This is a genomic window from Enterobacter sp. E1 (genome assembly GCF_016809815.1).
In the GTDB taxonomy this organism is placed as follows: Bacteria; Pseudomonadota; Gammaproteobacteria; order Enterobacterales; family Enterobacteriaceae; genus Enterobacter; species Enterobacter adelaidei.
Window position 1 is genome coordinate 181,590 of sequence record NZ_JAFBJM010000006.1, and the last position, 15,853, is coordinate 197,442.

16 protein-coding genes are annotated in these 15,853 nt (G+C 54.2%); 11 read left to right on the forward strand and 5 right to left on the reverse strand.

Annotated features, from left to right (window positions below; translation table 11 throughout):
* Window positions 1-101 precede the first annotated feature (101 nt).
* Window positions 102-776, forward strand: a complete 675-nt coding sequence (locus JGF26_RS16510) for a DUF3313 domain-containing protein (RefSeq protein ID WP_049007223.1) — start codon at window positions 102-104, stop codon at window positions 774-776.
* Between the two features lie 35 nt (window positions 777-811).
* Here the strand turns inward: JGF26_RS16510 and JGF26_RS16515 are convergent, their stop codons facing one another.
* Window positions 812-1,708 carry an EamA family transporter gene (locus JGF26_RS16515; protein WP_028017449.1) on the reverse strand — a complete coding sequence of 299 codons (897 nt, stop codon included), beginning with the start codon at window positions 1,706-1,708 and terminating at the stop codon, window positions 812-814.
* Between the two features lie 174 nt (window positions 1,709-1,882).
* Here JGF26_RS16515 and JGF26_RS16520 point away from each other — a divergent pair, with 174 nt between their 5' ends.
* Window positions 1,883-2,755 carry a helix-turn-helix domain-containing protein gene (locus tag JGF26_RS16520; protein WP_049007224.1) on the forward strand — a complete coding sequence of 291 codons (873 nt, stop codon included), beginning with the start codon at window positions 1,883-1,885 and terminating at the stop codon, window positions 2,753-2,755.
* On the opposite strand, the gene JGF26_RS16525 is transcribed toward JGF26_RS16520, so the two are convergent.
* Complete coding sequence (locus JGF26_RS16525; RefSeq protein ID WP_134708408.1) at window positions 2,735-3,904, reverse strand: benzoate/H(+) symporter BenE family transporter; 1,170 nt, start codon at window positions 3,902-3,904, stop codon at window positions 2,735-2,737. The two genes, JGF26_RS16520 and JGF26_RS16525, sit on opposite strands and share 21 nt — an antisense overlap.
* A 92-nt stretch (window positions 3,905-3,996) precedes the next feature.
* Between JGF26_RS16525 and JGF26_RS16530 the strand changes: the two genes are divergently transcribed.
* Both JGF26_RS16530 and JGF26_RS16535 read left to right on the forward strand, forming a co-directional pair.
* On the forward strand, window positions 3,997-4,524 hold the full coding sequence (locus tag JGF26_RS16530) for an XRE family transcriptional regulator (protein WP_028017446.1): 528 nt from the start codon (window positions 3,997-3,999) through the stop codon (window positions 4,522-4,524).
* Between the two features lie 80 nt (window positions 4,525-4,604).
* Window positions 4,605-6,569, forward strand: a complete 1,965-nt coding sequence (locus JGF26_RS16535) for a U32 family peptidase (RefSeq protein ID WP_128347745.1) — start codon at window positions 4,605-4,607, stop codon at window positions 6,567-6,569.
* Here JGF26_RS16535 and JGF26_RS16540 read toward each other — a convergent pair.
* Entirely contained in the window at window positions 6,566-6,796 is a 231-nt protein-coding gene (locus tag JGF26_RS16540) for a DUF2554 family protein (protein WP_028017444.1), read from the reverse strand. The two genes, JGF26_RS16535 and JGF26_RS16540, sit on opposite strands and share 4 nt — an antisense overlap.
* 243 nt (window positions 6,797-7,039) lie before the next feature.
* On the opposite strand from JGF26_RS16540, the gene JGF26_RS16545 reads away from it, so the two are divergent.
* Entirely contained in the window at window positions 7,040-7,402 is a 363-nt protein-coding gene (locus JGF26_RS16545) for a hypothetical protein (protein WP_129325008.1), read from the forward strand.
* Between the two features lie 172 nt (window positions 7,403-7,574).
* Here the strand turns inward: JGF26_RS16545 and JGF26_RS16550 are convergent, their stop codons facing one another.
* Window positions 7,575-8,111 (reverse strand): dihydrofolate reductase family protein, encoded by a 537-nt coding sequence (locus JGF26_RS16550; RefSeq protein WP_049007228.1) that lies wholly within the window; start codon window positions 8,109-8,111, stop codon window positions 7,575-7,577.
* Between the two features lie 40 nt (window positions 8,112-8,151).
* Window positions 8,152-9,159, reverse strand: coding sequence for a transcriptional regulator FtrA (gene ftrA / locus JGF26_RS16555; RefSeq protein ID WP_134708409.1), 1,008 nt, complete (start codon window positions 9,157-9,159; stop codon window positions 8,152-8,154).
* Window positions 9,160-9,232: 73 nt separating this feature from the next.
* Between ftrA and JGF26_RS16560 the strand changes: the two genes are divergently transcribed.
* The 6 genes from JGF26_RS16560 (at window position 9,233) to urtD (ending at window position 15,851) form a co-directional block, all read left to right on the forward strand.
* Window positions 9,233-9,646, forward strand: a complete 414-nt coding sequence (locus tag JGF26_RS16560; protein ID WP_108089934.1) for a rhodanese-like domain-containing protein — start codon at window positions 9,233-9,235, stop codon at window positions 9,644-9,646.
* A 156-nt stretch (window positions 9,647-9,802) separates the two neighbouring features.
* Window positions 9,803-10,906: a cobalamin-independent methionine synthase II family protein gene (locus JGF26_RS16565; protein WP_028017439.1), complete on the forward strand. Its 1,104-nt coding sequence runs from the start codon at window positions 9,803-9,805 to the stop codon at window positions 10,904-10,906.
* A 204-nt stretch (window positions 10,907-11,110) separates the two neighbouring features.
* Window positions 11,111-12,382 carry an urea ABC transporter substrate-binding protein gene (gene urtA / locus JGF26_RS16570; RefSeq protein WP_134708410.1) on the forward strand — a complete coding sequence of 424 codons (1,272 nt, stop codon included), beginning with the start codon at window positions 11,111-11,113 and terminating at the stop codon, window positions 12,380-12,382.
* 24 nt (window positions 12,383-12,406) lie between these two features.
* On the forward strand, window positions 12,407-13,981 hold the full coding sequence (gene urtB, locus JGF26_RS16575) for an urea ABC transporter permease subunit UrtB (RefSeq protein WP_134708411.1): 1,575 nt from the start codon (window positions 12,407-12,409) through the stop codon (window positions 13,979-13,981).
* Window positions 13,981-15,054 carry an urea ABC transporter permease subunit UrtC gene (gene urtC, locus JGF26_RS16580; RefSeq protein WP_028017436.1) on the forward strand — a complete coding sequence of 358 codons (1,074 nt, stop codon included), beginning with the start codon at window positions 13,981-13,983 and terminating at the stop codon, window positions 15,052-15,054. The genes urtB and urtC overlap by 1 nt, the downstream gene beginning before the upstream one ends.
* On the forward strand, window positions 15,054-15,851 hold the full coding sequence (gene urtD / locus JGF26_RS16585) for an urea ABC transporter ATP-binding protein UrtD (RefSeq protein ID WP_028017435.1): 798 nt from the start codon (window positions 15,054-15,056) through the stop codon (window positions 15,849-15,851). Before urtC ends, urtD begins: the two co-directional genes overlap by 1 nt.
* Window positions 15,852-15,853 lie beyond the last annotated feature (2 nt).

Genomic DNA, 15,853 nt, shown 5'->3' on the forward strand with positions numbered 1-15,853 from the left:
TTTGCAATTTGTGCTCCCGACATCATTTTTTGTCACAACAAACCCTCCAGTCCTTTGCTATAACTTCAAATGCATACTTGCAGATAACATGGAAAACCATCATGCGTACTCAAACTTTTTTAAAAGTTGCAGTGCTTACTGGTCTGTTGGCTTTGGCGGGCTGTTCATCAAAAGTGGCCGCTCCCGAACAATACTCAGGCTTTTTAAAAGACTATTCTGGTTTAAAGGAAACAACTTCTGCAACGGGTAAACCGACCTTACGTTGGGTTGATCCGTCATATAACGAAGCTAATTATGACAATATTGTCTGGAACCCGATTACTTATTATCCGGCTCCAAAGCCAACCACGCAGATTGGTCAAAAAACACTGGATGAGCTGCTGAGTTATACCAACAACAAAATGAAAACCTCGATTGGTCAGCGTAAACCGATCGTTACCACACCAGGGCCGCGTAGCCTGATCTTCCGTGGTGCGATTACCGGTGTAACCTCTAAGCAAGAAGGTTTGCAGTTCTATGAAGTGGTGCCAGTGGCACTGGTGGTTGCAGGTACGCAAATGGCGACCGGTCACCGCACAATGGATACCCACCTTTACTTTGAAGGTGAGTTGATTGATGCAAAAACCGGTAAACCTGTTATTAAAGTGGTTCGTAAAGGCGAAGGTAAAGAGCTGACGAACAAAAATACCCCAATGGGCTTTGCAACCCTGAAACAGGTTGTTGATGACATGGCGACCGATGCCACCATGTTTGATGTGAAAAAGACCATGAAATAACCAGGAAAGGCCTGCATTGCGCAGGCCTTATTTATTTACGCTGTTCGTAAGCGCCTGATCCAGGTTTCGGGTTTAGTAAACATCACCATATTCCCCCCCAGAATCAGCAACAATCCGACGATACCGTTAATATGCCACACGTAACCTTCATAAACCGTTGAGATGGAGAGGGCGACCAGCGGGAAGAGCAGCGTACTGTAGGCTGCTTTACCAGGGCCAATACGTCCCACCAGCGTAAAGTAAGCACCGAAAGCAATCACCGAACCAAACAAAGCCAGATAGAGCAGCGCGCCAATGTAGCTCACCGTCCATTCCGGGGTGAAACTGTCGCCTCTGAAAAGGGCAATGCACCCCATCACCAGTGTGCCATACAGCATCGCCCAGGCGTTGGTAGTCATAGTTTCAAGGCCTTTGCGCTGATGGCGCATGCTGATCATATTGCCCAGCGAGAAACCGTAGGTACCGAGTGCGGAGAGACCAATACCCGTCAGGAGTGACGCGCTCCAGCCACTGGCCAGAAGATCGTCCCAAAAGAGGGTGATAATGCCAATCAGCCCCAGAGCCGCAGCGGTCCAGAACCGCGCTGGTGGGCGTTGGCCGAAGAAAATAAAGCTGTTAATGGCGTTATAGAGCACCGCCATTGAGAAAATCACCGATTCCAGCCCGGTGTTGATGTGCGAGGCCGCGGTATAAAAGCACCAGAAGTTAAAGCAAAAAACGCAGCATCCCTGAAGTATGCAAAACAGATGATCCCGCAGCGCCAGTTTGCGCAGTCTACGCAGGGCGAGTAACACCACCATCATCGTGAGGCTGGCAACCGCGAAGCGCCAGAAAATGGATACGGGGGCCGCCACGGAACCCTGCTGCAGGAAAATCGCAATCCAGGTGGTTCCCCAGATAATTACCACCAGTCCGTATAATAATGCGTTCATACTTTTTCTCTTCTCAAATCACGGAAGTGGGCAGTATGGCGCGCTGAGCCGCAAGGGGCTTGCACTGCCTTGCGGTAGACTTGCAAATTCTTGCGCTTTTTTCTTTTATGGGGACTGGCAACCGGCGGCAACAATTCTTAGACTGATATTCTGATCAATAACACGCTAACGGTTATGTCTCACGCTTACGATACCTTTGAAACGCTGCGCCAACAGAATGCAGTCCTGCGGGAAACCGTCTCGCTGAACTCGGGTATTCAGCTGGCAGCGTGGTACAACAAGCACGATACGATAACGGTAAAAAGCAATCATCATACCCTTAGCCTGTACGTGGCTGACGGTTACGAAAGTTATCAAAAAACGCCGGGCGGCTGGAAAAATGGCGGTGGTCCGGATCGTTTCTGTTTGATGCCCAAAGAGAGCGAATCAACGTGGGATATCCGGGATGACCTGTCGTTTGTGCATCTCTACTGCACCGATGAACATCTGCGCGACGTGGGAGAAAAAATCTGGGACAAGCGGCCACTTTCGCTGACCCTGGACGAGCGTATTTTCGGCAGTGACCCGAAGATAACCGCGTTGTACCGTCAGTTTTTACTTGGCTGCGACTGGCAGCAGCACGCTAACCAGCTCACCCTGAGCACGGCCTCTACGCTGCTGTTAACGCATCTGCTGCAAAACTACTCGAACGTTCAGTGGAAATTGCCGGTCGTCACGGGCGGGTTATCCCCGTTCGTGTTGCGTAACGTGCTGGCCTTTATCGAAGAGAACCTGGGGCAGCCCCTGACGCTGGCAGAACTGGCTGCACAGGCCTCCCTCAGCGAATACCATTTTGCCCGCATGTTCCGCCAGTCGACGGGGCTGGCGCCGCATCAGTACGTGATGCAGCGCAGAATGGAAAAGGCGAAAGCGCTGGTACAACACACGGCGACGCCGCTGACGGACATCGCGCTTGCCTGTGGGTTTAACTCCGCCAGCCACTTCAGTAACCGCTTTCGCAGCGTGACGGGAATGACACCTTCTCAGCTACGCGCGGCGAGTGCGTGATAACAGGGCATAGCACACACCGCCCAGAACCAGTCCCCAGAATGCCGAACCAATGCCCAGGAGCGTCACACCGCTCGCGGTCATCAGGAATGTGACTATCGCTGCGTCACGTTCCGCTTCGTGATTCAGTGCCTGATACAGACTTCCGCTGATGGTGCCCAGTAGCGCCAGACCTGCCAGCGTCTGGATCCAACTGAGCGGTAGCGCCGTCATGATTGCAGTAATAGAACCACCGAAAATACCGGCTAACAGATAAAATCCACCGGCCGCGATGGCTGCCAGCCAGCGTTTACCTGCATCCGGGTGCGCATCCGGGCTCTGACAAATGGCGGCGGTAATCGCCGCGATACAGATGGAAAAGACGCCAAAGGGCGAAAACAGCAGTGCCAGCCCGCCCGTAAAGATGATGAGCGGCGAAACCGCCAGCGGGTAGCCGGAGGCTTTCATCGTGGCGAATCCCGGGGCATTTTGAGAGGCCATGGTCACCAGGAAGAAAGGGATGCCCACGCTCACCAGGCTGGTGAAGGTGAAGGATGGCGCAATAAACTCCGGCATAACAAGGGAAAGGGTGAATTTATCCGTGACATCGTCACCACTTACCCAGGCCACGATGCCGCCTGCCAGAAGCGTAACCACAATGGCATAGCGGGGGGCCAGCGCTTTTGCCATTAGCCACGCGGCAATCATGCTGCCGCACAGCAGAAAGTGTCCCTCCAGATGGGCAAACGCATGCAGCCCAAACTGCAAAAGCACCCCTGCCAGCATGGCAGCCGCAAGCGAATGGGGGATCAACTTCATCAGCCTGGCGAATAACCCGGTGATGCCGCAGAGTAAAATGAGCGCATTGGCAAAGATGAATACGCCGATCGTTTCAGCCAGCGTGACACCGTGCAGGCTGGTCGCGAGCAGCGCCGCACCGGGTGTTGACCAGGCGGTGAGTACCGGCGCTTTATACCACCATGAAAGCGCCAGCGTGCTGACTCCCATCCCGATCCCCAGCGCGGTCATCCAGCCCGCAATCTGTTGCGCATTTGCGCCGGCTGCCGCTGCGGCCTGCCAGATGATAGCAGCAGAACTGGCGTAGCCGACCAGGACGGCGACAAAACCTGCCAGAACGGCTGGAACAAGGTGTGTTGAAGAAGCGCGCATGAAGACTCCGTTGTGCGTTATAACGTCCGTGGTAAGGTAACACTGTGCGTTATAGCGTACAAGTGATATGCTCGTCATCACCAGGAGGGAACATGGACATCACACAACATCTTGCAACCACACTGAAAACACTGCGCCAGGATCGCGGCTGGAGTTTGTCGAAGCTGGCAGAAGAGACGGGGGTTTCAAAAGCGATGCTCGGGCAAATCGAGCGCAATGAATCCAGCCCCACGGTATCAACACTGTGGAAAATCGCCACCGGGCTGAACGTACCGTTTTCCACCTTTATCACCCCAGAGGCGGACAAGCAGGCTGTTTTTGACCCGCAGCAGCAGGCCATGGTGGTAAAACCGCTGTTCCCGTGGGATGAGACGCTGAAGTTTGATCATTTCTCCATTACCCTGGCACCCGGCGCGCTAAGCGAGTCAACGCCCCATGAAACGGGGGTGATTGAGCATGTGGTGGTGATAAGCGGCGAGCTGGAGATGCAACTGGAGGGTGAGTGGCAGACAATTCCTGCCGATTCGGGCATCCGTTTTGCCGGAGACAAACCGCACGCGTACCGTAACAGCAGCGACCGGACGGTGCATTTTCACTCCCTAATCCATTATCCCCGCTGACGCTACGCAAAACTGTTTCGCTGTCGCATACTTCTGACTACAATAGCCGCCATTTTGACCATAACGGATAACGACGAAGTATGCGCCTGCAATCCCATCATCTTGAACTTTTAAGCCCGGCCCGCGACGCCGCCATTGCCCGTGAAGCGATCCTTCACGGTGCAGATGCCGTCTACATTGGCGGTCCTGGCTTTGGTGCCCGCCATAACGCCAGCAACAGTCTGCAGGATATTGCTGAACTGGTACCGTTCGCCCACCGTTTCGGGGCGAAAGTGTTCGTGACCCTGAACACCATTCTTCATGATGATGAACTGGAACCTGCGCAACGTCTGATCACCGATCTCTACCAGACCGGGGTCGATGCCCTGATTGTCCAGGATATGGGCGTTCTTGAGCTGGATATCCCACCTATTGAACTGCACGCCAGCACCCAGTGCGATATCCGCACCGTTGAGAAAGCCAAATTCCTCTCCGACGTCGGTTTTTCGCAGATCGTTCTGGCGCGTGAACTGAACCTGAACCAGATCCGTGATATTCACCAGGCGACAGACGCGACGATTGAATTCTTTATCCACGGCGCGTTGTGCGTGGCTTATTCCGGCCAGTGCAATATTTCTCACGCCCAGACCGGGCGCAGCGCTAACCGCGGCGATTGCTCTCAGGCTTGTCGCTTGCCGTACACCCTTAAAGACGATCAGGGGCGCGTCGTGGCGTTTGAAAAACACCTGCTTTCCATGAAGGATAACGATCAGACCGCCAACCTCGGTGCGCTGATTGATGCAGGCGTGCGCTCCTTCAAAATTGAAGGGCGGTATAAAGATATGAGCTACGTGAAGAACATCACCGCACACTATCGTCAAATGCTGGATGCCATTATTGAAGATCGTGGTGACCTGGCACGCGCGTCAGCCGGTCGTACCGAACATTTCTTTATTCCGTCGACCGATAAAACCTTCCATCGTGGCAGTACCGACTATTTCGTGAACGCCCGTAAAGGTGACATCGGCGCGTTTGATTCGCCGAAATTTATCGGCTTGCCGGTCGGTGAAGTTCTGAAAGTGGCGAAGGATCATCTGGACGTGGAGGTCACGGAGCCGCTGGCGAACGGCGATGGCCTGAACGTGATGATTAAGCGTGAAGTCGTAGGCTTCCGTGCCAATACGGTTGAAAAAACCGGAGAAAATCGCTATCGCGTGTGGCCGAATGAAATGCCTGCCGATCTCTACAAAGCGCGACCGAACGCGGCGCTAAACCGTAACCTGGATCATAACTGGCAGCAGGCGCTGCTGAAAACCTCCAGCGAGCGTCGCATCGCGGTGGATATTGAACTGGGAGGCTGGGAAGAGCAGCTGATTTTGACCATGACCTGTGAAGACGGCATCAGCGTGACGCATACGCTTGATGGCCAGTTTGAGGTCGCCAACAATGCGGAAAAAGCGCTAAACAACCTGAAAGAGGGTGTGGCGAAGCTGGGACAGACGATTTACTACGCGCGTAATATTGAGGTGAATCTGTCGGACGCACTGTTCGTGCCGAACAGCCTGCTTAACCAGTTCCGTCGGGAAACCTCGGAAATGCTCGATGCGGCTCGTCTGGCACACTATCCGCGAGGTAGCCGTAAAGCTGAAGCTGTTCCAGCGCCCGTTTACCCGGATACGCATTTGTCGTTCCTGGCTAACGTCTACAACCATAAAGCACGTGAATTCTATCATCGTCACGGCGTGCAGTTGATCGACGCGGCCTATGAAGCACATGAAGAGAAGGGTGATGTGCCGGTGATGATCACCAAGCACTGTCTCCGTTTTGCGTTTAACCTGTGTCCTAAGCAGGCGAAAGGGAACATCAAGAGCTGGAAGGCCACACCTATGCAACTGGTGAATGGTGACGAAGTGCTTACCCTGAAATTTGACTGCCGTCCTTGCGAAATGCATGTAATTGGCAAGATGAAAAACCATATTTTCAAAATGCCAGCGCCGGGGAGTGTCGTAGCCTCAGTAAGCCCGGACGAACTTATGAAAACCCTGCCTAAACGCAAAGGTAATTAACGAAAGTGTGTATCCGGTTTGCGCGATTTTTGCCACAGGTGGTGTTCGCGCAAACCTTCCGCTGATTCTTCTGCTTCACTTCGCAACTCATCGCTGTCAGCTTCATGCCGAAGCTGATGCCCAACATTTTTTACCCATAAATACTCATGACCTTTGTGCCCGGCCATCAGTTGGCCTGAAAACAGGGCGCAAATCAGCATTATGAGTGTTAACCCTTTTTTTATCATGTGTTCACCGCGAAATGACAGAGCAGGAATATCATGCCTGTTATTTCATGGTGTTATTATTCAAAAGTTCAAATTATCGCAAAGAGAATGTCAAATATTGTCGGAATAAAAGACAGCCAGGAAACATCTTAAAAATCATCTGATATATTGCAAGCCGCCATTTTTGGTACATAACTGGACAGTTACTTTAAAGATTATTCCTATATAATAGCGAGTCTATGGCTAAGGAATGGGTCCTGATTAATGAAAAAAATGATAACGTTTGGGATTGTAGCGGCTGCTGTTGTGGCTGCTGCTGGGTTTCACTACGCTGGTGACAACGAACCGGAATATATTAAGTCCGCACAAACACGTGTTGGTTCATATTTAACCAGCGATTATGGCCGTGTTGCCTGCAATAGCACCAAAGTGAACGATCAACATTGGGAATTAGACTGCACCAATCAGTTGCGGGGAAAAACATTTCAGTTTGCCGTGTATCCTTCTGATAAAGCACCTTATAGCGTCGCGCGTTCGTTTTATCTGGAAGCAATGAATGATGACGCAAAATTGAGCGCTGAACAGGGGCTGATGCGTTATTTGCAAATCAATACCAAAGCGGGTTAATAGGGCTGTTTACCTCTCGTTAAGATAAAAGGTGTTAGGTTGTAATGGATCCGCTGCCCGGCCATGGAGTGTCGGGACGTAGAGCATAAAATACAAATCTATCCATGCAAGCATTTACCGCCAGATAATGGCGGTTTTTTTTTGTACATGTCGTCACGATGTTTGCCGCGGTTTATGATTTCAGCCGATAGTGCGACTGCACCAGACCTGAAGGGAAGCTGTGGCTTGATACCAGTGTCAAATCAATATCCTGGGGCAGGCTTCCGAACAAAGACTTTCCTGAACCAAGCAGAACAGGGACGGTCGTGATAACCATATCCGCGACCAGCCCTTCACGCAGGAACGACTGTATCACCTGTCCGCCATCGAGATAGACGCGATGGACGTTCTGCGCCGCCAGGTCATCGAGCACCTCTGTTGGTGTGCGATGAGAGAACTGTACTTTGCCCTTCAGGGCCTCCGGCACGGGAGTATTCGCCAGCTGTCGGGAGAGTACCAGCACGGGCCGGTCATAAGGCCATGTGTCAAAGGACAATACCTTCTCATAGCTCCCTCGTCCCATTACGATCCACTCTTTGTCCGCGATGAACGCTTCATAGCCATGATCTTCTGTCGGGTCATCGCGCTGCAAAAGCCAGTCGATATCGTCATTCTCTCGGGCGATATAGCCATCAAGACTGACCGCGATAAAAACGTGTGTGGTGATCATCAGGTGCTCCGTATTTCAACACAACCAAAAGAGTGATGCCTCAGCGGGCATTACCTGGACCTGAAAATTGCTTGCGATACTGTGCCGGGGAAAGTGCAAACTGCTGGCGAAAATGATGGCGCAACGTCGATGCCTGACCAAATCCAGTTTGTTCTGCAATACTGTCGATACTTAAACGGCTGCTTTCAAGATAATCTTTTGCCCGCAACAGGCGTTCATTGATCAACCAACGCGCTGGGGTCATTCCTGTCGCTGCCTCGAAGCGACGAAGGAAAGTGCGCTGGCTCATGCCCACCCGACGCGCCAGCGAATCGACGCTATGAGGCTCGACAAGATGATTGTGGAGGAAATCAAAAAGCTGGCCCAGGCGCTGGCTTTCCCGCAACTGCGCGACCGGGCGACTCAGCTGTTGCGGTTGTGAGCCATCCCTGTGAGGGGGAATGACCAGCCGACGCGCAACGCTATTGGCCGTTTCCATTCCATAATCCCGCCGTACAACGTGCAGGCAGAGATCAATTCCTGCCGCACTGCCTGCGGAGGTAAGAATATCTCCCTCATCCTGATAGAGCACATCCTCGACCACCTGGATGTCAGGGTAACGGGCTTTAAGCGCGTCAAGATAGCGCCAGTGCGTCGTGGCTTTACGTCCGTTCAGCAACCCCGATGCCGCCAGCACAAAGACCCCCGAACAGATGGACAGCAACTGGCAGCCTCGCGCGCTGGCCTGGCGTAATGCCTCACAAAGTGTGTCCGGGACTGGTGAATCCAGGCCTCTCCAGCCAGGAATCACGATCAGATCGGCAGATTCAAGCAGGCTTAAATCGCCGTCGGTTATTATACGGATCCCACCGGTTGCCCGAAGTTCACCGCTATCAATACCCGCCACCGCAAAACGATACCATTCGTCCCCCAGTTCAGGACGCGGTAGACCAAAGATCTCCACCGCCACGCCAAACTCAAAGGTACACAGACCGTCATACGCCAGTACAACCACCAGCGGCCGCGTTATCTGTCTTAAGTTTGTCATCTTTTTGCTGTTTTCTGGCATACGCGCGGGCATTCACGGGCTGAATTTGTGGATAGAGTAGTGTTAACACAAACGCCAAAGATGAGGAAGTATCATGAGTTATGTTACTGAATTTCCGGCTGCGGAACCGCAGGAAGCTGTCACCCATTTTCTACGCCGCCTGAGCGTCGAAACCGACTGTGCTGATGTGCATCATGCCATCGTCAACCAGGAGCAAGATTTTGTGCTGCTGCACGTAGTGGGGAGTCCGGAGCAGTTTGCGCGCCGTCATGTGCCTGGCGCATTGCACCTGCCGCGTAGCCAGATTACTCCTGAGCGCATGGCGCAATGGCCTGAAGGCACGCTTTTCGTTGTCTACTGCGCAGGGCCGCACTGTAACGGCGCGGACAGAGCGGCGCTCAAGCTGGCACGACTCGGGCTGCCGGTCAAAATCATGCTCGGGGGGATCACCGGCTGGGAAGATGAAAAGTTCGCCTTTGCCAGCAGCGAAACCGCTACCGCGCTGTGAAGATGAATTTTATTCAACACCCGTGAAATTTTCTCGTTTGCCGGAATATGACAGATATGACATCTTTTTTGGACATTTAGACATCCAGAAGTCTAAACATTCAAATAATGAATTATCACTTCTGGCAATTATCGCCGGCAGACTGAGGAGAATTCCATGCAACGACAACACGCCCCGTATCGCGCCGATGTAGTAGGCAGTTTTTTACGTCCGGACACCATCAAACAGGCCCGCCTGAAATTTGCCAGCGGCGAAATTGATGCCGGAGAACTTCGCGCGGTGGAGGATGAGGCGATCCGCCATGTTGTCGAGCAGCAGTGCGCATGTGGGCTCCATGTGGTCACCGACGGAGAGTTTCGCCGCGCCTGGTGGCATTTCGATTTCTTCGACGGTCTGCAGGGCGTTGAGCGTTACGATTCACAGCAGGGTATTCAATTTAACGGGGTACAAACCAAAGCCCATGGCGTGCGCGTCATCGGCAAGCTGGGCTTTGGCGAGCATCCGATGCTGGAAGATTTTCGTTATCTGAAAAGCATCAGCGGCAACGCTCAGCCGAAGATGACCATTCCCAGCCCGAGCGTGCTCCATTTCCGCGGAGGCCGTAAAGACATTGATGCGACGGTTTACCCGGATCTGAATGACTATTTTGACGACCTGGCGACCACCTGGCGTGATGCCATCCGCGCATTCTACGATGCAGGCTGCCGTTATCTGCAGCTGGATGACACCGTCTGGGCGTATCTCTGTTCTGACGATCAGCGCCGTCAGATCCGCGAACGCGGCGATGATGCCGATGAACTGGCGCGTATCTATGCCCGCGTGCTAAACAAGGCGCTGGAAGGGAAACCGGACGATCTGACCATCGGGCTGCACGTCTGTCGCGGGAATTTCCGTTCAACCTGGATTTCCGAAGGCGGCTACGAGCCGGTGGCGGAAGTGCTGTTTGGCACGGTCAACGTTGATGCCTTCTTCCTTGAGTATGACAACGACCGCAGCGGGGATTTTGCACCCCTGCGCTTTGTTCGCCCGGGCAAGCAGCAGGTGGTGCTGGGCCTTATCACCACTAAAAACGGCGAACTTGAAAACCCGGAAGGGGTAAAGGCACGTCTGGAGGAGGCGGCAAAATACGTGGCGAAAGCGCAAATTTGCCTCAGCCCACAGTGTGGTTTTGCCTCCACGGAAGAGGGCAACACGCTAAGTGAAAACCAGCAGTGGGATAAAGTGCGTCTGGTGACGCAGATCGCCAGCGAAGTCTGGTAAACCCTTCGTTCCCGGCGCTGCATTATAAAAGTGCAGCGCTGTGCCATTCTGAGTCGTTCTCTTTACATCCTGCTTTCACTTTCCCTGCAATCGCGCTTTTTCCATTCTGGCATCCTTTTTGCTCCTGCTTAGCTGGCACATTTTTTTCCGCGTCCACGCCGTAACGGACGTCTTCGCACAGCGTTCTTTTTCAGGAGTGAAAATATGCACCGTCGTACCTTATTGAAAGCCTTCGCGTTGTCAGCTTCTGTTGTTGCTATGGGAATGAGTTTTGGCGTGCAAGCGGCCGATACCATCAAAGTGGGCATTATGCATTCTTTGTCCGGCACGATGGCTATCTCCGAAACCCCGCTGAAAGATGTTGCGCTGATGACGATCGATGAGATCAACGCCAAAGGGGGCGTACTGGGTAAAAAGCTGGAACCGGTAGTGGTTGACCCGGCGTCGAACTGGCCGCTGTTTGCTGAGAAAGCTCGCCAGCTGTTAAGCCAGGATAAAGTCGCGGTCGTGTTCGGTTGCTGGACATCGGTGTCGCGTAAATCGGTTCTGCCGGTGTTTGAAGAACTGAACGGCCTGCTGTTCTATCCGGTGCAATATGAAGGCGAGGAGATGTCACCGAACGTCTTCTATACCGGCGCGGCACCGAACCAGCAGGCGATCCCGGCGGTGGAATACCTGATGAGTGAAGACGGCGGTGGGGCAAAACGCTTCTTCCTGTTAGGTACCGATTACGTTTACCCCCGTACGACCAACAAGATCCTGCGTGCCTTCCTGCATTCGAAAGGTGTCGAGGATAAGGATATCGAAGAGGTTTACACCCCGTTTGGTCACAGCGACTACCAGACTATTGTTGCCAATATTAAGAAATTCTCCGCAGGCGGTAAAACCGCCGTGGTATCGACCATCAACGGAGACTCCAACGTACCGTTCTACAAAGAGCTGGCCAACCAGGGCCTGAAAGCGACCGACGTGCCGGTAGTGGCATTCTCCGTGGGTGAAGAAGAGCTGCGCGGGATAGACACCAAACCGCTGGTCGGCAACCTGGCTGCGTGGAACTACTTTGAGTCTGTGGATAACCCGACCAACCAGGCGTTCGTGGCGGATTACAAAGCCTATGCAAAAGCGCACAAGCTGCCGAATGCCGATACCGTGGTGACCAACGACCCGATGGAAGCCACCTACGTGGGCATCCATATGTGGGCACAGGCGGTGGAAAAAGCCGGTTCTACCGATGTAGATAAAGTGCGCGCGGCGATGGCAGGCCAGTCATTTAAAGCCCCTTCAGGTTTTACGCTCACCATGGATGCCACCAACCATCACCTGCATAAGCCGGTCATGATCGGTGAAATTGAAGGGAACGGTCAGTTTAACGTGGTGTGGCAGACTGAACAGCCGGTACGTGCCCAGCCGTGGAGCCCGTTCATTGCCGGGAATGACAAAATGCCCGATCAGCCGATGAAAACCGCCAGCAACTGAGCCATTACCGCAGGGAGATAATCCATGAACGTCATGCGCACGATCGTCGCTATTGTGTGGCTTGCCGGTCTGCTGCCAGGGATGGCGCAGGCATCGGATGCCGATCGTTTTGTTGCCGCCAGTCGCAGCCAGCAGGCTGACCTGCTGACGCAGTGGGCCGCAGCGCCGGATGCCGCAAGGTTGCCGCTGCTTCAGGCACTGCAAGATGAAAACCTCTACACCGACAGCCAAAAGCACGCGTTTGTGCAACGTAATGGCGACATCATGCCGCTGGGGGAAACCAAAACTGCAGAGGGGCCAACCAAAGCCGTGCGTCTGACCAACCGGCTGCGGGTGCTTGCCGCAACAGCCATTGCTACACATCAGGTTGTGAGTGACAGTGTCACTGAAAGACGTGCTGCGGCTCGCCAGCTTCAGCGTGACGCTCAGCCCGGCATGCTCGGTTTCCTGCAAACGCGGGTTGTGAGTGAAACCGATGATGTGGCGCGCCAGGCGCTGCTGCTGGCGGTGGCGAATCTTCAACTGGCAAGTCCGCAGGCAGAGGTGCGCCGCAAGGCAGTCGAGCTGTTAGGTCAGTCCGACGATCCGGATGTGCAGTCAAAGCTAACACCGTTTGCGCAGGTGCAGACCGAGCCTGATGCTGGCGTTCGCGCTGCCGCAGAAGAGAGCCTTAGCCAGATTAAGCATCGCCTGATGTGGGGCGATCTGCTGGGACAGGCGTTTATGGGACTCTCTCTGGGATCGGTGCTGCTGCTGGCCGCGCTGGGTCTTGCTATCACCTACGGTTTGCTGGGGGTAATCAATATGGCCCACGGTGAGATGCTAATGCTCGGGGCGTACGCTACATGGATGGTGCAGCAGGTGATGGCCGGGCTTGCTCCCCAGTGGCTGGCGCTCTATCCGATTATCGCGTTGCCGGTGGCGTTCTGCCTGACGGCGGGCATCGGGATGGTGCTGGAGCGTACCGTGATCCGTCACCTGTACGGTCGTCCGCTGGAAACGCTGCTGGCAACCTGGGGCATCAGCCTGATGCTCATCCAGCTGGTGCGCATGACCTTTGGCGCACAGAATCTGGAGGTGGCAAACCCGGCATGGTTGTCTGGCGGCGTGCAGGTCTTTGCTAACCTGACGTTGCCGTGGAACCGCATAGTGGTGCTGGGATTCGTGCTGCTGGTGCTGTTCTTCACCTGGCTGATTCTGAATAAAACCCGTCTGGGGCTTAACGTGCGTGCGGTGACACAAAACCGCAGCATGGCTGCCTGTTGTGGGGTGCCGACGGGGCGTGTCGATATGCTGGCTTTCGGGCTTGGCTCAGGCATTGCCGGGTTAGGCGGCGTGGCGTTATCTCAGCTTGGGAACGTCGGGCCAGAGCTGGGTCAGGGCTATATCATCGACTCTTTCCTCGTGGTCGTTCTCGGTGGCGTAGGCCAGCTGGCAGGCAGCGTGGCCGCAGCCTTTGGTCTTGGGATCTTTAATAAAATCCTTGAGCCGCAGATGGGGGCGGTACTGGGCAAGATTCTGATTCTGGTGGCGATCATTCTGTTTATTCAGAAACGACCGCAGGGGTTGTTTGCACTGAAAGGGAGGGTTATTGACTGATGAGCCAGCCACTCACCTTAACGCTGGCGCGTAAAGCGCCACGAACCATTCAGATTGTCGGCAGCCTGCTGGTGGCGTGTCTGCTGATATTGCCGTTTTTTGCCTTACTCCCTGCCACGCATCCGCTGGCGTTATCAACCTGGATGCTGACGCTTATCGGTAAGATCCTCTGCTACGCCATCGTTGCGGTGGCGCTGGATCTGGTGTGGGGCTATGCCGGAATGTTGTCCCTTGGGCACGGTATTTTCTTCGCGCTGGGTGGCTATGCGATGGGCATGTACCTGATGCGCCAGGCCGCAGGTGACGGTTTGCCCGCGTTTATGTCGTTTCTCTCCTGGACCGAAATGCCGTGGTTCTGGTGGGGAACCCAGTACTTTGCCTGGACGCTGGTACTGATTGTCATGGTGCCTGGCCTGCTGGCGCTGGTGTTTGGCTGGTTTGCCTTCCGCTCGAAGATCAAAGGGGTCTACTTCTCAATTATGACCCAGGCGCTGACCTATGCGGGGATGTTGCTGTTCTTTCGCAACGAAACCGGTTTTGGCGGTAATAACGGCTTTACCGGTTTCACCACGTTGCTGGGGTTTTCGGTGACGGAAACGACCACGCGTATTGCGCTGTTTCTGGCGACCGTATTGTTGCTGCTCCTGGCGTTAGGCACCGGATTTGCACTGGCGAAGAGCAAGTTTGGCCGTATTTTGACTGCCGTACGGGATGCCGAAAACCGCCTGACGTTTTGCGGGTACGATCCTCGCGGGTTCAAGCTGCTGGTGTGGACACTTTCTGCAGTGCTGTGTGGCCTTGCAGGGGCACTCTACGTTCCGCAGGTGGGCATTATCAACCCAGGAGAGATGTCGCCGACAAACTCGATAGAAGCGGCAATCTGGGTAGCGCTGGGCGGACGTGGCACGTTGGTGGGGCCGGTGATAGGCGCTGCGCTGGTGAATGGGGCAAAGAGTGTTTTCACGGTCGCGATGCCGGAATACTGGCAACTGTTTCTCGGGATGATTTTTATCGCCGTGACCCTGTTTTTACCACGCGGCGTTTACGGTCTGTTTCGTAAGGGAGAGAAGTAATGCAGCCAGCTGAAGGATTATTCACCCGCCAGTTACCTGGCGATCGCTACCGTGAGCAGACTGACCCTGTGCTGCAACTGGAAAAGATCAACGTTAACTTTGATGGATTTCAGGCATTGACGGATCTCACATTGAACATCGGCGTGGGCGAGTTGCGCTGCGTGATTGGTCCCAATGGTGCAGGTAAAACCACGCTGATGGATGTCATCACTGGCAAAACACGGCCGAAAAGCGGCAAAGCGATTTATGACCAGTCTATTGACCTGACGCTGCTTGAGCCCGCCGCCATTGCCCGTCAGGGGATTGGCCGAAAATTCCAGAAACCGACGGTATTTGAAGCGCTAACGGTGTGGGAAAACCTTGAGATTGCCATGAAAACCGATAAATCCGTGTGGGCGAGCCTGCGGGCAAAACTCAACGGTGAACAACGCGACCGGATTGATGAAATGCTGGTTTTGCTGCGGCTGAGTAGTGAACGTGACCGCCTGGCCGGGCTACTTTCGCACGGGCAAAAACAGTTCCTCGAGATCGGTATGCTGTTGGTCCAGGATCCGCATCTGTTGTTGCTGGATGAGCCGGCGGCCGGGATGACCGATGCGGAAACCGAATATACCGCTGAGTTGTTCAAAACGCTGGCGGGCAAGCATTCTCTGATGGTGGTGGAGCACGATATGGGCTTTGTAGAAACCATTGCCGATCACGTGACGGTACTGCACCAGGGGCGCGTGCTGGCGGAGGGATCGCTTCGCGAGGTGCAGGCCAATGAGCAGGTGATTGAAGTCTATCTGGGACGCTAAGG